This window comes from Pseudomonas sp. P4_B4 (assembly GCF_056402255.1).
The window spans coordinates 166,850-187,545 of record NZ_JBFUHS010000010.1 but is presented as its reverse complement, the minus strand read 5'-3'; the positions used below and the strand labels follow the sequence as shown (position 1 = coordinate 187,545).

Below are 20,696 nucleotides of genomic sequence, written 5' to 3'. Positions count from 1 at the left end.
ACAGTTGAGTCTGATACGAGTCAGAAAGGGGATTAGTTGCGCTTCCAGTACTTTTGCATTTCCAGAAACAGGAAGGATGCGGTCCATGTGATGAGCACCAGCCCGGTAAGGGCTTGTAGACCGGTCAAGTATTTGAGGTTGCCCACAGGCGAAATATCGCCGAAGCCGATCGTCGTGTACGTCGTAAAGGAAAAGTAAACGCAGTCCATCAGCGTACCGTCGAAGTTGCCCGTCAGGCTGCCCCATCTCCCGGAGTGCACCATCAGGTAATAGACCAGCGCAAAGCACCAGACCTCTATCGCGTGGGCCAGGAGGGCGCCGAATACTCCAACTACGATTCTGAAGCGGCTCCACAGCTTGAGCCGGGGTAGCCAATCATTCAGGCGTAACAGACATTCGTAGTGGATCACTACGGTGATGATGACCACCAGCGTATTGATCCGCGTGACTGCCAGCATGGCAAATCTCCAGCGAAAAGGGAGGCGGTGAATCAGAGTACTTCTACGCCTGGGAGCCGGAAAATCGTTGAGCTGAATCAACAAGGGTTTTAGTAATCGAAAGCCAGTCGTTGCGTTAACGATAGCTGCTGATTAGTTGATAAAAGTCAGGTCCCCCACGGCATAACGCCAAATAATCGAACTACAGCTCTCCAGTCGCAACAAATCGACGGGACGATTATGAGGACGTACTTGTTCGTTGTATTGCCGGATATTTTGCTGGCTGCAGTCACGAGCCCGCTCGAAGTAAATCCAAGTAACAAGCGTTTGACCCAAGGCCCCGACAGGAAGGCGGGTTTGCACTCAGGCAGGCAGGTTTCAGGGCGAGGTATGTGATGCTCAAACTCAAACGCATTCTAATGATAGCCCCCAGCGAAATGACCCTGACCCCGGCGTTTGAGCGTGCCCATGCCTTGGCTTGTGCAACCGGTGCCTTATTGCACATTGTCGCGTTCGATTATGTCCAGGCACTGGCGGTAGCCGGTCTGCTTGACCACGATGCGATGGCCCAGGCACGAGAAGGTTATCTGCAGGTGCACCGTCATTGGCTGGAGCAGCAGGCCCGGTTTCAACGATGCGGTGGCCGGCAGGTGACCACCGAAGTGGTCTGGGCCAAGTCGAGTCTGACAAACCTGCTTGAGTACGTGAATGACTTTCTTCCGGACCTGGTAATCAAGGACACCCATTATGTGCCGGCACTTGACCGTGCCTTTCACCGGCCTGTGGACTGGCGACTGCTACGCGAGTGTCCGACCCACCTGCACCTGGTTACCAGCGCCAAAAATCCCAAACCATTGAAAATTCTCGCGGCGATCGATCTGTCCCATCTGGAAGAGCTGACCCGGGGATTAAATGACCGAATACTCGATCTGGCATCTACTCTGGCGGCCAGCTGCGGCGCCGCGCTGCACTTACTTAACGTCAGTCGTTGGTCAGAGATGAGCGATGCGCCGATGAGTGTGCCAACGGGCAGTCTTGATGACAGTTTGAGGGACGCGATTGAAGATGCCCAACAAGAGGCTTTCGATGTGCTTGCCGAGCGCTATTGCATCAACAATACACGCCGACACTCACTGACGGGCGTCCCCCATAAGGTCATCGGACTTTTCGCTCAACAGAATGCCTTTGACATGGTGGTGCTGGGCACGGTTTATCACCATGGGCCTGACCGGTTTATCGGCGATACCGCCGAGAGCGTGTTAAACCGGGCACCGTGCAGTTTGATGATCGTCAAACCCTTCCCCCCGCCCGATTGAACGGGGCGCCCTACGATGAAACCACCTATTATATTGCTGCAATCAGTGCATTAATGTCCTGCAATCGACCCGTCTTGTTCATCAGAAGATCAGTTCTCACACTGAGGCCACTCATTTGATAACGGCTTTTGACTGAAGGAGAAATGACCATGGTATCTGCGATCCGGTTTAACCAGTTCGGCAACCCTGAAGTACTGAACCTGGAGACACTGAGCGAACAAACGCCAGGCCAAGGCGAGGTCTGGCTTGAGCAAGAGGCTGTAGGTGTCAACTTTCTCGACGTTACCCAGCGCAAGGGCGCGGTGCCCATTGCGTTGCCATCTGGACTTGGGCTGGAAGGCGCTGGGCGTGTCGCAGCTGTGGGGGCGGGTGTCAGCAACGTGCGAGTAGGGGATCGCGTGGCCTATGCCACCGGCCCTATCGGTTCCTATGCTTCGGCCCGGCTTTATCCGGCAGAGCGGCTGGTCAAAATTCCGGATTCGCTGTCATTTGACGATGCCTCAGCCGTCATGTTCAAGGGCATCACTGCACAGTACCTTTTGAAAGCCACCTATCCTGTGGGGCCCGATACAACCATGCTCCTCTACGGTGTGGCTGGAGGGTTGGGGGAAATCATGGTGCCGTGGGCCAGACACTTGGGGGCCACTGTGATCGGCGTGGTTTCAAAGCAGGCCAGTGTCGAGAAAGCTCAGGCGTCGGGATGCGATGAAGTCCTGGTGTTCGATGCTGACAGCCTGGCTTGCGAGGTCGCTCGAATCACCAAAGGTAAAATGGTCGACGTCGTCTATGACCCAATAGGGCGTGTTTCTTTCCAGGCATCCCTGGATAGCTTGCGACCACGAGGTCTGATGGTATCGTTTGGCGCTTCATCGGGTGCGCCGTCAGCCGTGGAGTTGTCGACACTCAATGCCAAAGGCTCGCTGTTCCTGACACGTCCTTCGTTGGCAGCCCATACGGCGAGTGCCTCTGAGTACCAGGAACGAGCGCAGGATGTGTTGGCCGCCATAGGTGCGGGTATTATCAAACCTCGGGTCCGGGCAAGCTACTCTCTGGCGGACGCAGCATTGGCGCATGCTGACCTGGAGTCGGGGCGTTCATCGGGGGCGATCATTCTAAAACCATGAATCTTGATGTTCTGAATAATCAGCACAGTGACGAAATCGCTGCGTTTCTGGCCGTGGCCTCGCAAGGTTCATTTGTCGGGGCTGGGCGGCTATTGCAGCGACATCCTACAGTCGTCTCAAAGCGACTCGCCGCAATGGAAAGGCGCCTTGGCGTTCGGCTCGTGGAGCGCTCCACCCGGCAGGTTCGAATTACTGAAACAGGTGCCAGGCTGGAGCAGCGCCTTCGCTCAGCCATCGAATTGATGAATGAAGCGCAGCAGCAAGCGTCTGAGGGCGCCAGCGAAATCCGCGGTACTTTGCGGCTTGCATTGCCAGCAGCCATGGGACGGCGCTGGCTTGGCCCGATGCTGCCGGAGTTTCTCAAGGCTCATCCGCATGTCTCGATCCTTGCAGACTATAGCGAGCGTCTGGTCGACATCATTGATGAAGGTTTTGACGCGGCGATCCGAATCGGAGAATTGGAAGACAACCGGTTGATAGCCAAAAAACTAAGTGACCATCGCCGGATACTGTGTGCCTCGCCTGCTTACATCAGACAGCACGGCATGCCCGAAACGCCACAGGATCTGATCAGGCACAATTGCCTTCGCTTCAGTGGCCTTGTGTCTTTTCCCCAGTGGAGACTCCATCGCGGCAATGAGCTGCAGACGGTTTCTCCCAAAGGAAACCTGACGGCCAATGACAGCGAATCATTACTGGCAGCGGCCCGCGCCGATGCGGGAATACTGGGGGCCGGTGACTGGTTGATGAGTCGTGATATTGCTGCCGGGAGGCTGTTGCATGTCCTTCCTGACTGGCAATTGGACACCGCCGGTGGGGTCTACCTGGTCAGGCCATCGGCCAAGTTTCCGGGCGCCGTGGTCGTCGCGTTCAAACAATGGATCGAGTCAAAGTTTACCCCCGCGCCCCCATGGGCCATTTGACCGAGGCTGCCTCAGCAAGTGAATGTCCTCTTCCCTCGACAACAGCTGAAGGCATGTCATGGACGTTCATGGCAAGACGTAGCAGCAATGCACCTGCAACGGGGAGGCTGCCTCAGTACGGGTTTTGTAGATGTTGAGCGCTGGTCTCTCAACACGGTGCTTGCATCGTCAGAAGTCGAAGAACACCGTTTCCGATTCGCCTTGAAGGTGAATGTCGAAGCGGTAGGCCAGCTTCCCGTCAACCGTGCAGCGCCTGGCAATCAGGGATTCACGCCGATGTGGCTGTTCGATCAGATTCAATACGGGGTCCACTGCATTCGCCTCGGATTCGTCGTCGAAATACAGTCGCGTCTGCAGGTGAATGTTGATGCCCCGGGCGAACAGCGACACATTGATATGCGCTGCCATGGGCACACCCGAGGCATTTTTCACCAGGCCAGGCTTGACGGTTTCGATCGTCCATTCACCGACATCGGTAGTGGCGGTACGACCAAAGCAGTTGAAGGGTTTTTCCAGATCGAAACCGCTGTCGTAGTGGCCTTGGTGATTGGCCTGCCAGAGTTCCAGAAACGCGTCGCGAATCAAGTGGCCGTTACCGTCATAAACGTGACCCATCAATAGAATGTGCTCACCAGGCGCGCCAGGTTTTGCCATCACATTCCAGATTTCCTGTTCCCGCGGCGGGTTGCCGGCCGCCTCCAGTGCCAATCCGATATGGACATAGGGACCGGCTGTTTGCGACGGGGTTTCAGGCAGAAGTTGAACGGGCATATGCAGGCCTCCTCAGCAGTTTTCGAAGTGGGTCTTGCGCTGGCCGCGCAGGACGATATCAAAGCGATAAGCCAGGCAATCCATAGGATTGGCCATGCTCATGTCGAGCCTGGCGATCAGGCTCTGTACCGCTTCCGGATTGGCGATCGACTTGACGATCGGGCACATGGGGATCAGCGGATCGCCTTCGAAATACAGCTGGGTAATCAGGCGCGTGGCAATGGACGGGCCACTGATGGAGACATGGATATGCGCCGGTCGCCAGTCGTTGGGACCGTTGCGCCATGGGTAGGGACCGGGCTTGACCGTGCGGAAGCTGTAGTTGCCATCGCGGTCAGTCAAGGCACGGCCGACGCCGCCGAAATTCGGATCAAGAGGGGCCAGGTAACTGTCTTTTTTATGCCGGTAACGACCACCCGCATTGGCTTGCCACATTTCCACCAAAGTATGTGGGATCGGCTTGCCGTACTGATCACAAACCCGGCCCGCGACGATGATGCGTTCGCCGATGGGCAGGCCGCCGTGATTGAAATTCAGCAGCAGGTCGTTATCGTGCTGGCCCATCTTCAGATGGGAAAAATCCGGGCCGCTGGTTTCCGAGACAGACTGGGGAATGCTCACCAATGCCTGGCGGGGGGAGCGCAGGATCGAAGTCTTGTAGTCAGGTGTCAGGGCTTTGGGATGCCAATTACGGTCACGAATGGCGAAGCGGCTCTCGTGCGCATCAGACATGTCGATTTTCCTATTGTTATGGTTGGTCAGAGGCAAGCGCTGCGATGGCAGCGACTTGCAGCCCAGTCTCCTCTTGTGCGACCCAACCCAAAATTGAAAAAACCGACTTAATACATGTCCAAATGGTTATGGATATTTCCCTTCGCTATATTCTTGCCCGACCTCGCGCAATGCCTCCACGCACCACTGGGCCGCAGGTGTCACCGGCAACACAGGATTTGTGCAGAGCCCCACGGAACCACCGGCTTCACGCATCCCCAGTTCCACCAACTCACCTAGCTTCAAGTCCTGTCTGACCGCGTCAAAAGGCGCGACCCAGATTGCCTGGCTGCATTGTATGTAGCGCCGGCTCAGGGCAACCGACAGGGTTTCCAGGCGTTGGCGCGAGGGGGTGATCCCGTGCTGCACAAACAGGCTGTCGGCGAATTTGCGGATCGTCGTCCCCGCCAGCGGAAGTACCACTGGATAGTCTTCGAGGTTTTTATGCCCCAGTGGATCAGTCAGCACTGGATGGCCGTTACGTACCACCAGGGTCATGGATTCGCTGTAAAGGTGCTCGAACGTCAAGCCGTGAATCGATGGGCTATCGGTCATTCTGCCGACCACCAGGTCCAGCTCGCCGACACGCAGTTGGGACAGCAGGTAGGCGCTCGGCCCGGTCACGACACTGACCGCCAAGGCGGGATGCCGGTCGTGTAAACGGCAGACAACCTCAGGCACCAACAGGCTTTCGACGGTGGATAGCACGCCGAGCCGTACGGCAATCGGCTCATGTACACCGGAGCGCAAACTGTTGACCCCTTCACGCAGCGATTGCACGCTCGGTCCCGCATATCGCAAAAAGGCCACCCCGGCCTCGGTCAGCGTCGAGCCCTTTTTGCTCCGCTCGAACAGCTTGGCAGCCAGCAGGGATTCCAGTTCCTTGAGGGTTTTCGAAAGCGCCGGCTGGCTGATTGCCAACTTGTCGCAGGCACGTGCCAGGCTACCCTGGCGCGCCACCTCGAGAAAACACACCAGATGACGGAATTTGATTCGGGTATCGATGTTCAATCTGCTGCTCCGCCTTCGTGGTGTGGCATTCATTAATCCTGGTGACCGATGCGGGCAAACGGTAGCTATCGGTCGACATTCGGCAGTTCGCATCCCGGGATCAGTCGTCCCAGTTTGACGGCCTGCTGATAAAGCACCTGCATGAGCTGCGTGGCGGATTCGCCAAGCGGCTCGAACCGCGAGTAGACAAAGCTGATATCGAAATGAATCGCCTCAACCAGCGGTACGACGATCAGCCCGCTGTCCTGGGCCACGAACTCATCGATGATGGTCAGTCCCATGCCTTGCTTGACCAGCCATTCGTTGCCATGAGCGTGCATATTCTGCAGACCCTTGGTATTACCTCACACCCTCTCTCGAACCACCGCTTCTGGCCGATTGTTGCCTCTGGCTAGGGGCAGCAGCCGACCCATGGCGGACAGTCCGGACACTAGAGTCAGGTGTTGGATTGATGAGCCGCCCAGTGTTTCATCTCTTCTGCAATGAAGTGGTTCACCAGGTCACTGTACATCTTCTCGATTGCATCCGGGCTCAGGCCCTCAGCCTCGGCCCACTCGCGTCGTGTCGCCAACATGGCCTTGAAGCGCTCCGGAGCACGCACCGCAGTCACTGAGGTCTTGTACTTCGAGGCAGCCAGTACGTAGTGAAAACGCTTGCCCAACAGCTTGATAACAACCTGATCAAGGGCATCGATTTCGCGTCGAATATCCTCCATACCTGCACACTCTTCGGGCTGCAACTGATTGATGACGTCCATGTAGGTGACTCCGTTTGCTGAAAAAATCGTGGCCTTCGGAAGAAGTATCGGCGCGCTGTCTTCCGTGAGCGATACAGCCTGAATACCATAAAATCCGCCGTCCGCCGCACGATGAGCGTTTTTTGGCTAAGGCAGACCGACTTTTTCAACAGAATCGGCCGATAGCAGTCTGGCGTAAGCAGCTCCCTTGGCCATCAGCATTTCCTGTGAGCCGCGAGGGGACGAAAGAGCGTAACGTTCGCAGAACCACGCGGCAGACCTCGGTTGTTTTCAGAAACGACGCTGAGCAAGCCTTTCCAATAGCGGTGAGGTCGGGAGCACAGTGCCACGGCACTCATCTGTCAGAAGCGAGCGCGGCGTCCCCCATCACCTGTTGGGTGCCAGTGGCCGTCTGGCGACCCACCTTGAACCACGCGGCGTATAACGCCGGGACGAAGAAAATCGTCAGCAGCGTCGCCACGGTCAGGCCGCCCATGATCGCAATTGCCATCGGCCCCCAGAACACGCTGCGCGTTAGCGGGATCATGGCGAGGACGGTAGCCAGCGCCGTCAGCATCACCGGACGAGCCCGGTGAATGGCAGCATCCAGCACAGCATTCCACGGGTCGCGCCCTTCGGCGATCTCGATTTGTACCTGATCGATCAGGATCACCGCGTTGCGCATGATCATGCCGCCCAGTGCGATGATGCCCAGGATCGCGACGAAACCCAGTGGCGACTGGAACACCAGCAGTGCCGGCACCACGCCGATCAGGCCCAGCGGCGCGGTCAGCACCACCATCCACATGCGGGAGAAGTTCTGCAGTTGCAGCATGAGTAACAGCAGGATGGTGATTAACATCAACGGGGCCACCGCGAGTAGCGCCTTGTTCGCCTTGTCACTTTCCTCCACTGCGCCGCCCACGTCGATGCGGTAGCCCGACGGCAACTTCGCTTCGACATCCTTGAGCAACAGCTGGATCTCCTGCGTCACCGATACACCTTGCTCGCCATCCTTCACGTCGGCACGCACCGTGATCGCCATGTCGCGGTTGCGGCGCCACAGTACCGGCTCTTCCAGTTCTGAGCGCACCTGTGCGACTTGCGACAGCGGCACTACCGTACCCTGGCGTGTGTAAAGGTTGATGTCTTTCAGTGTGTCGAGGTTCAAGCGTTCCTCTGGCACGGCACGGGCCACGATGTCGATCAGGTCCTCGCGCTCACGCAGCTGCGACAGGGTTGCGCCGTTCATCACGGTCTGGGTCGCCAGCGACACGTCGGCCGGCGTGAGGCCAAGCGCGCTCGCCTTGTCCTGATCGAGCTCCACTTTCAGCGTGCGCACCGGGTCGTTCCAGTCGAGCTGGAGGTCACGCACCTTTTGGTTGGACGCAACCACCTTCTCCACGTCGCGGGCGATCTTGCGCACCACTTGGGTATCGGGGCCTACGACGCGGAACTGCACTGGGTAGCCGACAGGTGGCCCCAACTCGAGCCGGGTCACGCGCACCCACGCCTGTGGGAACTGTTGGTCAGCCGAGGCCACCAGCCGCGCACGTACTCGCTCGCGTGCATCCAGGTCCTTGGTCATCACAACGAACTGGGCAAAGCCCGGATTCGGCAGCTCGGGGTTGAGCGAGAGATAGAAGCGCGGTGCGCCGGCACCGGTGTAGGCGGTAAAGAAACGCACGTCCTCGTCCTTCGCCAGAATCTCCTCCATGTGCTTGACCTGCTCGGTCGTCGCGGCGAACGAGGAGCCTTCCTTGACGCGCAGGTCAATGACCAGTTCAGGACGCGAACTGTTGGGGAAGAATTGCTGTGGCACTAGCTTGATACAGGCCAAAGCAAGCACCAGGGCGCCAAAAGTCGCACCGATGACCACCCAGCGGCGCTCGATGGCGGCGTCGATCAGGCGGCGCAGGCTACGGTAGAACTTCGTGTCGTACGGATCACCATGCTGGTGCTTGCCCAAGTCGTTGGGCAGCATCTTGACCGCCAGGTACGGCGTGAAGATGCCGGAGCAGATCCACGAGAACAGCACCGCGGCGCCGACGATCCAGAAGATGCCGCCCGCGTACTCGCCGGTGGTGGATCTCGAGAGGCCGATCGGCAGGAAGCCCACGACGGTGATCAGCGCGCCGGTCAGGCGCGGCATGGCAGTAGACTGATAGGAGAAGGCGGCTGCCTTCACGCGGTCCATGCCGGTTTCCATCTTCGCCACCATCATCTCGATGGCGATGATGGCGTCATCCACCAGCAGTCCCAACGCGATAATCAGCGAGCCGAGCGAGATGCGCTCGAGGTTCCAGCCCATCGCCAGCATCACCAGCGCCACGCCGCCCAGCACCAGCGGCACCGTGGTCGCGACCACGAGGCCGGCGCGCCAGCCCAGGCTGGCCAGGCTCACCGCGATCACAATGATCAGCGCCTCGGCCAGCGCGCGCCCGAAGTCGTGAACAGCATCCTTCACCGTGGTGGGTTGGTCGGCCACGAGCTCCAGCTCCACGCCGTGCGCAAGTTCCGACTGGATCTTGGCGACTGCCGTGTCCATCGCCTTGCCAAGGTCCACGATGTTGCCGTCGCTGGTCATCGTGATACCGAGCATCAGCACTGGCTGGCCGTTGTGGCGTACCGTGTAGGTCGGCGGATCCTCAAAGCCACGTGTAACGGTGGCAATGTCGCCGAGCTTGATCAGCCGGCCGCCCGCGGCGATGGGTACGTTGCGGATAGCCTCTTCGCTGGCGAACTGGCCGCTTACGCGCACCATGACGCGATCGCCGCGGGTGTCGATCTGGCCTGCGGGCAACAGGGCGTTCTGGCTCTTGAGGCTTTCGGCGATGGCCAACGGTGTAATGCCCAGCGCTGCCAGGCGTTCGTGCGAGAACTCGACGTAGACACGCTTGGCCTGCTTGCCGATGACATCGATCTTCTTGACCATCGGCACCTTCAGCATCTGGCGCTTGATGTCCTCGGCCGCGTCCGACAGGTCGGCGTGGCCGACGCCGTCGCCCTTGACCGCGTACATCAGGCCGTACACGTCGCCGTACTCGTCGTTCAGGATCGGGCCGATCACGCCGTCAGGCATCTCGAGGCTCAGGTCGTTGAGTTTCTTGCGCGCCTGGTACCAGGCCTCGCGCTGGTCAGCCTTGGAGGTGCCGCCGCGTACGGTGAGCGTCATGCCTGCGTAGCCTTGCCGCGCGTAGGTGACCACTTTCTCGAAGTTGTCGATCTGCTCGAATTTCTTCTCCATGCGGTTGAGGACCTGGTCCTGCAACTGCTGGGCGGTGGCGCCCGGCCAGATGACCATGGCGGTCATGGAGGGCACGGAAAAGTTCGGATCCTCGAGTTGACCGAGCCTGGTGAAACTGAAGGCACCGGCCACCGCGACAATGAGGAGCATGAACAGGACGATGGCGCGATGGCGCAGCGCCCAGTCGGTGAGGTTGAAGTTGTTCATCGGGCGGCCTGCTGCGTGACGTTCGCGTCAATGATCTCTGTACCGGGGAGCGCGACCTTCAGGCCGGATGCCATCTTCTGGACGCCGGCGGTGACGACCAACACGCCGGCCTGCGGCCCGGAGACGAGCACCTCGTCATTGCGGTAGCCCCACACCGCCACACGCTCCAGTTCGACGATGCCTACCGGATCCTTGCCCGCGGGCGTGACCACCCACAGCGCCGGCTGGCCGCCGCTTTGCGTCAATGCAGTGGCTGGCACTGCCGCCACAGAGACACTTGTCATGACTCGCTCGGCCATCACCGTGGCGGTGGCGCCCAGCGGCAGCGCCTGCATTGGCTTAAGCCGCGCGCGATAGGTGCGCGTTTGCGCCGCAGCCTGCGGCGATAGCTCGCGCAGCGTGACATCGAAGGTCTCGTTCGGCGCACTGGCCAGCGCGGCCTTGAACTGCGCGTCCTTGAAGACGGACAACTGATACTCGGGCACGTCGATGACGATCTCGGACTCATCCGGATTCGCAACCGAGACCACGGGTTGGCCCTCCGCCACGACCTGGCCTGCCTCGAAGCGCACAGCCGTGACCACACCGCTACGGGAGGCACGCAGCATGGTGTACTTGAGCCGGTTGCGCGCGAGCTCAAGTTTTCGCGCCTCGGCCTCGGCGGTCGCATGCGCGGTTTGGGCATTGGTCTGCGCGCGCTCGTTGTCGGCCGCACTGACCGAGCCGTCAGCCTTCAACGCAGTCAGGCGCTGGCGGTCCGAGTCGGCCTGGCGCGTCTGCTCGACAGCAACCGTCCACTGTTGTCGCGACGCTTCCTCAGCGAGGCGGTAGTCGGCGTCATCCAGTACAGCCAGTATGTCGCCTTCGCGCACAAACTGGCCTACCTCAACCTTGCGCTGCGCGACCTTGCCGCCTACGCGGAAGGCTTGGTCGACTTCATGCCGCGATTGCACGGTGCCCACGTATCGACTGATGTCGCGAGCATTGTCGTAGCTGATTTCAGCGGTACGCACCGGTCGGGGTGCCTGCACGGCAGGCTGGTCTGGGCTACACGCGCAAAGCATGACGGCTACAGCCAGGGCGCCGGCCGCAGTAAGGGAGGTTTTCAAGGCGGTTCCTCTTTGTAAAACGAAAATTCTCAGGAAAGTGGTGGCCGGTCGGCTGCGGTGGCTGCTGTGGGCGTGGCGGGTTGTTCGAACACTTGCCAGCCTCCGCCCAGTGCCTTGTAGAGCTGTACGCTATCGAGAAGCAGACGGGTGTTGCTGTCGTTGGCACTCAGGCGCACCGCCAGGCGCGCCCGTTGCGCGTCCAGCAGCGGCAACAGGTCGATCTGTCCCCTGTCGTAGAGGGACTGCGCGTGGCTCAGCGCAGCCTCCGCGGACTCGCTGGCCGACTGCAGCGACGCAGCGCGCTGGCGTTCTTGCGCTTGCGTGATGAGCGCGTTCTCCACGTCCTCGAGCGCACGCACAATGCCGTCTTCGGCGCGCAGTAGCGCTTCACGCTGGCCGCTCTCGGCGACCTCGTTGATCGCGCGCGTGCGCCCGGCGTTGAAGAGCGGCATGGTGAGCAGAGCTGCCACGTTGGTGAAGCGTGCGGCGCCCAGATCCAGACCGTTCAGCTCAAGGCCCTGGCGGCCGTAGGATGCACCGAGGAACAGCCGCGGAAACCACTCGGCCGCGGCTTGTTTACGGCGCGCATTGGCGGCATCGAGCTGCGCCATCAGCGCCAATACATCAGGCCGACGTTGCAGCAAGGTGGCGGGCTGCCCCTGCCGAGCCTCGGGTGCAACCACGTTGACAGGGGAGGGCTGGATACTTGCGGCGTTAAAAGCCTGGTCACCGATCAAGACTGCGATGCGGTGTCGCGCCACAGCCGCCAGGGTTTCCAACGGAGGGATCTGCGCGCGCGCCGAAGCGGCATCGGTCTGCGCGCGCTCGACGTCGAAGGAGGTTGCCAGCCCTGCGCGGTGGCGGGCATTCACCAGGCGCAGTGTCTCGTCTTGCGCTGCGGAGATCGCGCGCAATGTTTCGGCCTGGCGCAGCGCACCCACCAGCGTGAAGTAGTTGCTGGCGACATCGCTCATCACCAGCAGACGCACGCCGCGTACGCCGTCCTCTGCGGTCAGTGCCTCGGCTTCGGCGGCTTGCGCGCCAGCGCGCAGGCGTCCGCTCAGGTCGAGCTCCCACGAAACGTCCAGGCCTGCACCCACGGTCCTGGTATCTGGATAACCCTGCTTCTTGGCAATGCTGTAGCCGCTGCTACGGTCGGAGCCGAAGGCGGACATTCCGACACTCGGAAAGAGCCAGGAGTTACTGATCGTCTCACCGGCGCGAGCGGCGCGCACGCGCTCGGCGGCTATCTTGACGTCACGGTTCTCGTTCATCGCGCGGCGCACCAGATCCGTCAACACCGGGTCGTTGAAAGTCTTCCACCACACGGCTTCGGGTTCCATCTCGGAGGCCGTGCTTGCGGCGAACCTGGCCGGCACGTCTACCGATGGCTTAAAAACCTCCGTGGAGCAACCGGTCAGGATCAGGGCAATGGACGCGGTGAGCGCCGCACCCTTTACGACACCGATTACGCGTTCGGCATGTTGCATGGGCGTCTGCCCGGCGTTGCGGGTCAACAGATGGAAAGTTGTAAGTCGCGGCATCGGATTGGACTCGTGAAGATTCGAGGTGGCATCAGCGTAGGTCCCGGGGTGCGCGAAGTCGTCAGCGAAGGGTCGCCGTTCGGTCGCCATATCGAGCGCTCGTTCGTGGTGGAGGCGTCACTCGCCGACGGCATCGGCCGTGTGCTCGCCGGCTGCCAACGCGAGGTCCGAGGCAATCGACTCCAGCAGTTCTTCGGCTGACGAAAACTCGCGCTGTCGTCCGGTGACCAGGTTTTCGAGGCGGCCCACCAGGGCCCCCGGCGCGGCGTCGCTACGCAGCTTCACTACGTACGAGCGGCGGCTCGGGTATTTGGATTCAGGGTTCAGGATCATCGCAGGCCAGGGGGCAGGAAAGTTCGACGGCAGCGTAAGCGGTTCCCTGGGGCGAGTCGTAAGCGAAAGGTCAGACTTCGGTCGGGACAGTAACCCTTACCGCAGAGAAATCGCGTCGCTTCAAGCCGGCTTGGCAGCGTGAATCAGCGAGCGCGCACGTTTCGCCAGCTCGGTTCCGTCAGTTTCGGGTGACTGGTCAACCAGCGTGGCCAATGCCTGTTGGTCCTCGGCCGTAGCGTCAGGGTGCTCGCACAGTTCGACCAGCGCTTGCAGCTCCAGCCACTGTGCTTCTTGGGTGCGAGCTTCTTCAACCGCGCGTCGCACCGCAGCGATGCCGGCGTCGGGCTGACCCTGTGCTCGCGAGATCGCTGCCTCCAGCAGCAATAGCTGTGGCAGGTATACGCGCTCGCCCAGTTCCTCGCCCACCCGAAATGCTTCCTGCAGCTCGACTTGCGCTGCGGTGCAATCACCTGCGAGCAGCAGTGCCTCGGTGGCGTAGCCGAGCACCTCGCTGGCACCGGAGCGCATTCCAAGCCTGGTGTGTTCTTCATAGGCCTCACGGATGCGACGGTATCCGTCGCGCGGTGCACCGTTGCGCGCGTCGGCCCAGCCGCGCCACCAGCGACAAGCCGTTCGCCCCAGTGCGAGCGAATACTCATCGACCAACTTCTGCATGTCGTCAGCCAGCGCGGCTACACGCAGATGGTTCCCCAGCCGCACCTCGATCAGCACCTCCTGCCAGGCAGCGACCAGCCACGTCATAGGCTGGCGAAGCGCTTGCGCGCGGGTCCGCGCCCGCTGCATGTGGGCCCGGCCTTGCTCAACCAGGCCAGAACGCACGAGTTCTATGGCCAGCATACCGTGCAGCATGACCTGAGGATCGACCGCAAAGATCTCGTTCGTCCCGATGTCCAGCGGCTCGGCGATCGCGAGGGCGCGCTCTAGCCAACCGCGGGTTGTCTGCGTGCGACCCTGGAGATGGTGCACCTCGCCCTGCACGATGCACGCCACCAGCATGAGCACTGGATCGTTCGCCTCGCACGAGAGGGCTTCGGCGCGTTCCGCCACCTCCAGCGCCAGCGCATAGTCGCCGCGCAGACCGAGCAGATAGCCGAATCCGTGCAGCAGGCGACCGCGCATTGGATGCTCGGGTACATTTGTTAGCAGCGTGTACGCGCGTTCGAACGCGTTCCTGGCTTCGCTGCCGACACCGAACGTGTGGAAAGCCGACACCCCCTGCAGTGTGGCCAAGGTAATTTCGAGTGCATCGCGCTCCATCCCTTCTGGTGCCTGCCGCAGCAGGACCAATGCGCGCTCAGTGAGACCGATGCACAAGGCCGGGCTGAAGTGCAGCAGCGCGGCTTCAGTGGCCTCGGCGTAATAGCGCAGCGCGATCATCGGCTGCCGAGCCCGGTCGAAGTGCGTCGCCAGCTCCGATGCAGCAATCGGCACGCCGGCCATGCGCTCGCGTTCGAGGGCAGTGCCAACCTGGCGATGGAGGTGGGTGCGCAATGAGCGCGGCGTGCGGTCGTACAGTACCTGGCGGAAGAGGGCATGCCGAAACGCGTAGGGTTGCTCCACCGTCTCCTCAGGTTCGGCGGCCCGCGACCGCGTGAGCCACACCTGCTCGCGCACCAGTTCCTCGCAGGTGTGGGCCACAGAAGCGAGGTCGCGTTCGAGGGCCAGCGAAACCGTCTCAACCCGGAATTCGACTCCGCATACCGCTGCCGCCGAGAGCAGTGCATGCTGCTCCGGCCCGAGCCTGGTGATGTAGTGATCAATGATGGCCGCGAGGTTCTCGGGAACCGCCATCCCCGCCAGCCGGGCCTCGATGGTGGCGTCGTCGTCCGTGGTGTCCATCACTTCGCTGATGACTGACGACACGAACAGCGGCACACCGTCGGTGCGCTCGTGCAGGGCACGTACGAAGGCTTCATCGCGGGCCAGAGAGGACGAACGCAGCGCGACATAGTCAGCGACCTCGGTTTCCGAGAATGGATCGAGCACCACTTCCTCGCACAGACGTTGCAGGCGCAGTTCGTGGCGCAACGAATTGAGCGGATGATCGAGCGCCACCACCTCGGCGACGCGGAAGCTCGCCAGCCACATAAGCCGAGTGCGGCCGCGTCGCCGCGCCACATAGTCGATGAGCTGGACCGTCGCCCGATCGCTCCAGTGCAGGTCTTCGGTTATCAGCAACAGCGGCCGCTGCTCGGTGTAGCGGTCCAGCAGTTCACCCATTTCCCGCAACATGCGATCCGGACCGATGCCGGCAAGCTCGCGCCGCAACGCGTCTCGCTCTTGCGCGGTGCTCAGCCACGGCAGTTGCAGCAACCAGGTCGGCGCCACATCGCGCAGTAGCGCCGGCAGGGTGGGGTCGCTACGGCACAGATCGGCTAACGCCTCCAGCACCGGCAGGTATGGCTCGCCGGTGCCGTAGTGTTCTACGCAATGGCCGCGTGCGCAGGCAATGCCGCCAAGGCTGGCGAGGAAATGCTCGATTAACGTGGTCTTGCCTATCCCCGGTTCTCCGGCAAGCCAGAGCACTGCACGTTGCCCGCCGCAAGCCCGTTCCCATGCCCGCTGCAGTCGTGAAAGCTTGTCGGTGCGACCAATGAATGTCGGTAATGGATACGCTTCGGCCGCTGGCACCGTCGCGGGTGCCGGCGGCATCGAAGGCGCAGGGGAGGGAGCGGCGATGAAGCGATAGCCGCGTCGCGACACAGTCTCAATGAAGCGGGGCTGCCTGGGGTCGTCGCCCAGCACCTTGCGCAGATCGCTGATGGCCGTCTTCAGCACTGAATCGCTGACGAACCGATGCCCCCACACGGCATCAAGCAAGGCATCCTTGGCCACCAGCGATCCGGGTTGGCGTGCAAGTGCGCACAGCAGGGTGAAGGGCGTTGGCGCCAACGGCACGGCTTCTCCGTTACGTAACAAGCTCGCGTTGGCCTCGTCGAGTTCGAACTCGACGAAACAGAGCTGGACCGGTTTCGGATGGGGCTGCGGACGCGCCACGTTGGATTCCTGAAGACTAAAACATGGGTGTGCCCTCGTGAGGCATGGCACGTGGTCACTCCAATAACAACGCTGATCGACTCAGAAGCCAAGCCTCATCGGTCGGAAACTGGCCCTCGGCATAGCTCACATGGCCTCATCACGGTGCGGTAATGATCCCAGAACATTAATGACAAAAATATCAATATTGAAATATTTATCAATATTGCTTACCGTCACCTTGCCTGACGATGAGATCTCTACGTCTCACGACTTCAATCACAACAAGGGCTCGAGATGAACAACAACAAGAAAGCTACCGAACTGCCTCCCACCGCTGTCGATGTGCTGGTCGTCGGTAACGGTCCGGTAGGGGCGACAATCGCGGCGCTGCTCGGCCGCTATGGGGTAAAGACACTGGTATTGGACAAGACCCATGACGTCCTGCTGATGCCCCGTGCCATTGCTCTGGATAACGAGGCGCTTCGCATCCTGCAACTCGCCGGATTGTCGGAAGACGCTTTCGAGAAGATCGCTATCCCTGAAGTGAGGATGCACTCCCCGGTCCTCGGGCAATTCGGTCGGGCCAATACCGCGGGATGCATCGATGGCCATCCCAAACTGGTGACTTTCTATCAACCCGACCTCGAACACGCGATGCGCAGCCAGGTTTCCCGGCTGAAGACAGTGACCAGCCTGGGAGGATTCGAGCTCGAGAACCTGGTCGAGGAATCAGATTGTGTTGTCGCCACCGTACGGGGCGATGATGGCCAGACGTATCCTGTTCGCGCCCAATACCTGGTAGGTGTGGATGGCGCAAGCTCCAGGGTCAGGGCACTGATTGGCCAGGAATTCGAAGGACAGACCTATGGTGAGGACTGGCTGATTGTCGATGCCAGGAACCGGCATAAGTCAGCCATCGATCACGTTGAGTTTATCTGTGATCCACGGCGTCCAACACCGCACATGCCCGCTCCCGGCGGAAGGGAGCGTTGGGAGTTCATGCTACACCCGGGCGAATCCCGGGAAGAGCTGGAAAGCCCCGAAAGCATAGCCCGACTGATCGCGCCATGGATCGATCCGCAGGAGCTGGAAATCGAGCGAAAGGCGGTGTATCGGTTCCACGCGCGCTGCTGCAACAGATTCAGCAAGGGACGCATCTTTCTCGCGGGAGATGCAGCCCACATCACCCCCCCTTTTGTCGGGCAAGGTCTCGTAGCGGGATTGCGCGATGCAGCCAATCTTGCCTGGAAACTGGCCTGGGTCCTTCGCGGCCAAGCCGCGCCTTCAGTACTCGAAACCTATGACGTAGAGCGTCGCCCCCATGCCCAGGCGATGATCAATCTGGCGAAACTCATGGGCCGCCTGGTGATGCCGAGAAACAAGGTCGCAGCTTTCTTCATCCACGGCCTGATGCGCACGCTGGCGTTGACCCCCGCTACCAGAAAGTACTTCGAGCAGCTGGACATCAAGCCAAAGAACATCTTCAAACAGGGGCTGTTCGTGCAGCATCGTCGTGGCGACAAGCTGGTTCGTGGCAGTCTGTTTCCCCAAGCCTGGGTTCGCAACATGCAACAGCAGATCCAACTGAGCGACGATGCTCTTGGAGCCAACCTGACCCTGGTTGGATTCGGTGTTGACCCGTTGTCACTGCTGACCGCTGCTCAGGTCGTTTCCTGGGACAAAGTGGGAGGCCATTTCTTGCAGATCGGACCCTGCGGCCAGCGCTCCGGCGGCGGTTGCGACTTCATCGAAGACCTGAACCATGGCATCCTGCCGCTGGCTGCCAAAGGCACGCTGGTTGCGGTTCGCCCCGACCGTATCATCATGCACCACGCCCCAGGCGTAGAGGCAGGCAGTCTCGTTCGAGACTGTATGGGCCTGTTGGCTAGCGCCGACGCCACAGCCGATAGCGTTTCCATTACCATAAACGATCCCCCTCGATTAAGAGCCTGAAGATGCCTTCCCCCACTTTTCCTTCAGAAGCAACTGCGCAAGAGCCTCTCACTCGGGGCCACAAGAAGCGTGAACGCACCCGTCGCGGCCTGGTGGATGCGGCATTGCGTCTTGTCGCACGGAAGGAGGTGGGGGAGATTGCACTGCTCGATGTCGCCTCGGAGGCCGCGGTATCCAACGGCACCATCTACAACTATTTTCGAACGCGCGACGAAGTACTCGAGGCGGTTGGCATCGCCATGGCGAGTGAGTTCTCCGATGCCATTTCCGCCCTGAGTTCGGGCGTGCACTGCGGTGCACAGCGGCTTTCGATTGGTGTGCGCATGTTCGTATGCCGGGCCGCGTACGACCATCAATGGGCCAACGCACTACTGCGCATCATCCATTCCGATCAGGCCATGCGCTCGCGCTTGGCTGCTCATGTGCTGGGCGACCTGCGTGAAGGTCTGCGCGCGGGGGCTTTCGCTTATGAGGACGAGGGGATCGCCCTGGACATGGTCGTATCGTGCACAACCGGAGCCATGCGCTCGGTTGTCGAAGGGCGTGCAGTGGCGGAACACGACCAGCGGGTCGCCGAGATGATTCTCAAGGCTCTGGGTGTAACACCAGCCAGAGCCAAGAGAATCGCCGGTAAGCCGCTACCACAACGCGGCGGGGAAACTAATTGAGAACGCCCCCTAGTCCTGATGTCATCATCGGCCGGCTAAACCCGGCCAATCCATTGCCGATAGTTCTTCGCCTGGCGACGAGACTTCAGCTGATTGCCGATCAATGCCATGAGTGGCGACGTCCTGGGTTTTGTCCGTTTCCCTTGACTCAGCAAGCCGAGTTGCTTCTTGATCACCGACGCCACTGCAAGCGATGCCAGCGCCTTGTTCTTCCAGCGGACGACGATGGGCTCCACTTCGGTGTCCTGACCTGCCATCCACTGGCTTGGCAGGGTCGGCTCGATTGCCAATGCGGTGGCAAGCCCCACCATCGACACCGAACCGCTCACCACTCGCTCCGCCACCTCCTTTCTACGCACGCCGCCGGTGACCATCAGCGGCATGCGCGCTATGTCTCCTATTTTCTCCGCGAACTCTAGAAAATACGCTTCTCGAGCCAAGCGGCTGCCATCGCGGGTCTGCCCCTGCATTGCCGGGCTTTCGTAGCTGCCACCCGACAACTCGACCAGGTCGACCGCCTTGGCGTTAAGCATTTCCACCACGCGAGCCGCATCCTCGGCATCGAATCCGCCGCGCTGAAAGTCCGCGGAATTGAGCTTCACCGCGACGCAAAAGGTCGGTGCCACTCGCTGACGTATTGCGTCGATGGTTTGCAGGAGAATTTGCGCACGATTTTCCAGGCTGCCACCCCAGCGGTCGCTACGCCGGTTGGTCAAGGGCGAAAGGAATTGGCTGAACAGGTAGCCATGCGCTGCATGAATCTCCACGCCGGTGAATCCGGCAAGCTCGGCTAGCGCTGCGGCATGGGTATAGCGCTCAATCAGCTCTTCGATCTCCTGCTCATCCAAGGCCCTGGGCGGCACAAAAGCCTTTGATAGTCCGGGAATGTCGACGGCAACCGCAGAGGGCCCCCGTGCCGATTGCCCCATGGAAGCCAACAGCTGCCGTCCGGGATGATTGATTTGCATCCAGGCCTGGGCTCCGCGACTGCGGCAAGCATCGGCCCATAGCCTGAATTCACCCAGGTTCCGATCGTCCTCAAGCACTACGCCAGCGGGTCCGGTCAAGGCGTGGCGGTCAACCATGACGTTGCCAGTGATGATCAGACCGGCACCACCCTGCGCCCAACGCTGATAGAGCTTAACCAGCGCTTCTCCTGGAGCGTGATCCTCATTGGCAAGGTTCTCCTCCATGGCAGCCTTGGCGATTCGGTTTGGAATCACCGTGCTGTTAGGCAATCGAAGCGGTTTGAAGAGCTTTGAGCCGGTCATGTTCTGTCCTTCAGCTAATGAAAAGTCGGCCAGCCATCGCTAGGGGGTCATACCGTTTGAGAGCTGTCTGCACAGTGCTTGCTCAGGGTGTTGAGGTACTGGTTTCCATCGATGGGCAGGGCTTGATGCTTGCCGAGAAGGCGAGCCTGAGACACGACATAATTGAACACTAGTGTTCAATTAGTCAATGTGTAGGACTTTTATTTGGTCCGGTTACATCAATCAAAGCATCCGAATTATCAGGTTTTAGGCGGGTTTTCAGACATAAAAACCTA

Annotated in this window: 16 protein-coding genes and 1 pseudogene; 5 read left to right on the top strand and 12 right to left on the bottom strand. The window is 60.5% G+C overall.

What is annotated here, in order from left to right; genetic code table 11:
* Positions 1-32: 32 nt before the first annotated feature.
* Positions 33-458 carry a potassium channel family protein gene (locus AC1DVE_RS13735; protein WP_477783982.1) on the bottom strand — a complete coding sequence of 142 codons (426 nt, stop codon included), beginning with the start codon at positions 456-458 and terminating at the stop codon, positions 33-35.
* Between the two features lie 374 nt (positions 459-832).
* Here AC1DVE_RS13735 and AC1DVE_RS13730 point away from each other — a divergent pair, with 374 nt between their 5' ends.
* From AC1DVE_RS13730 to AC1DVE_RS13720, 3 genes are all read left to right on the top strand, one after another.
* The gene (locus AC1DVE_RS13730; protein WP_223536218.1) at positions 833-1,753 is read left to right on the top strand and encodes a universal stress protein; all 921 of its coding nucleotides are present in this window, start codon (positions 833-835) and stop codon (positions 1,751-1,753) included.
* Positions 1,754-1,902: 149 nt separating this feature from the next.
* A complete protein-coding gene (locus tag AC1DVE_RS13725) occupies positions 1,903-2,877 on the top strand; it encodes a quinone oxidoreductase family protein (RefSeq protein ID WP_223532099.1) in 975 nt (324 codons plus the stop codon).
* The gene (locus AC1DVE_RS13720; protein ID WP_223455529.1) at positions 2,874-3,800 is read left to right on the top strand and encodes a LysR family transcriptional regulator; all 927 of its coding nucleotides are present in this window, start codon (positions 2,874-2,876) and stop codon (positions 3,798-3,800) included. Before AC1DVE_RS13725 ends, AC1DVE_RS13720 begins: the two co-directional genes overlap by 4 nt.
* Before the next feature lie 168 nt (positions 3,801-3,968).
* On the opposite strand, the gene pcaG is transcribed toward AC1DVE_RS13720, so the two are convergent.
* The 10 genes and pseudogenes from pcaG to AC1DVE_RS13670 all read right to left on the bottom strand — a co-directional run bounded on the left by pcaG (position 3,969) and on the right by AC1DVE_RS13670 (position 16,547).
* Complete coding sequence (gene pcaG, locus AC1DVE_RS13715; protein WP_223532102.1) at positions 3,969-4,571, bottom strand: protocatechuate 3,4-dioxygenase subunit alpha; 603 nt, start codon at positions 4,569-4,571, stop codon at positions 3,969-3,971.
* Positions 4,572-4,583: 12 nt separating this feature from the next.
* Positions 4,584-5,303, bottom strand: a complete 720-nt coding sequence (pcaH, locus tag AC1DVE_RS13710) for a protocatechuate 3,4-dioxygenase subunit beta (protein ID WP_223455531.1) — start codon at positions 5,301-5,303, stop codon at positions 4,584-4,586.
* 126 nt (positions 5,304-5,429) lie between these two features.
* Entirely contained in the window at positions 5,430-6,353 is a 924-nt protein-coding gene (pcaQ, locus tag AC1DVE_RS13705) for a pca operon transcription factor PcaQ (protein WP_223532104.1), read from the bottom strand.
* 65 nt (positions 6,354-6,418) lie between these two features.
* Positions 6,419-6,649: pseudogene (locus AC1DVE_RS13700) on the bottom strand (LysR family transcriptional regulator); the annotation flags it as partial.
* Positions 6,650-6,789: 140 nt separating this feature from the next.
* Positions 6,790-7,110 carry an isochorismate lyase gene (locus AC1DVE_RS13695; RefSeq protein WP_477783981.1) on the bottom strand — a complete coding sequence of 107 codons (321 nt, stop codon included), beginning with the start codon at positions 7,108-7,110 and terminating at the stop codon, positions 6,790-6,792.
* Positions 7,111-7,444: 334 nt separating this feature from the next.
* Entirely contained in the window at positions 7,445-10,543 is a 3,099-nt protein-coding gene (locus AC1DVE_RS13690) for an efflux RND transporter permease subunit (RefSeq protein WP_477783980.1), read from the bottom strand.
* Complete coding sequence (locus AC1DVE_RS13685) at positions 10,540-11,556, bottom strand: efflux RND transporter periplasmic adaptor subunit (protein WP_477783979.1); 1,017 nt, start codon at positions 11,554-11,556, stop codon at positions 10,540-10,542. The genes AC1DVE_RS13690 and AC1DVE_RS13685 overlap by 4 nt, the downstream gene beginning before the upstream one ends.
* Positions 11,557-11,681: 125 nt before the next feature.
* A complete protein-coding gene (locus AC1DVE_RS13680) occupies positions 11,682-13,196 on the bottom strand; it encodes a TolC family protein (RefSeq protein ID WP_477783987.1) in 1,515 nt (504 codons plus the stop codon).
* 117 nt (positions 13,197-13,313) lie between these two features.
* Positions 13,314-13,529: a hypothetical protein gene (locus AC1DVE_RS13675; RefSeq protein ID WP_477783978.1), complete on the bottom strand. Its 216-nt coding sequence runs from the start codon at positions 13,527-13,529 to the stop codon at positions 13,314-13,316.
* Positions 13,530-13,649: 120 nt separating this feature from the next.
* A complete protein-coding gene (locus AC1DVE_RS13670) occupies positions 13,650-16,547 on the bottom strand; it encodes an AAA family ATPase (protein WP_477783977.1) in 2,898 nt (965 codons plus the stop codon).
* A gap of 276 nt (positions 16,548-16,823) precedes the next feature.
* Here AC1DVE_RS13670 and mhpA point away from each other — a divergent pair, with 276 nt between their 5' ends.
* Positions 16,824-18,482 (top strand): bifunctional 3-(3-hydroxy-phenyl)propionate/3-hydroxycinnamic acid hydroxylase MhpA, encoded by a 1,659-nt coding sequence (gene mhpA, locus AC1DVE_RS13665; protein ID WP_477783976.1) that lies wholly within the window; start codon positions 16,824-16,826, stop codon positions 18,480-18,482.
* Between the two features lie 2 nt (positions 18,483-18,484).
* Positions 18,485-19,150, top strand: coding sequence for a TetR/AcrR family transcriptional regulator (locus AC1DVE_RS13660; protein ID WP_477783975.1), 666 nt, complete (start codon positions 18,485-18,487; stop codon positions 19,148-19,150).
* Positions 19,151-19,185: 35 nt separating this feature from the next.
* Here the strand turns inward: AC1DVE_RS13660 and AC1DVE_RS13655 are convergent, their stop codons facing one another.
* Positions 19,186-20,421, bottom strand: a complete 1,236-nt coding sequence (locus AC1DVE_RS13655) for an NADH:flavin oxidoreductase/NADH oxidase family protein (protein ID WP_477783974.1) — start codon at positions 20,419-20,421, stop codon at positions 19,186-19,188.
* Positions 20,422-20,696 lie beyond the last annotated feature (275 nt).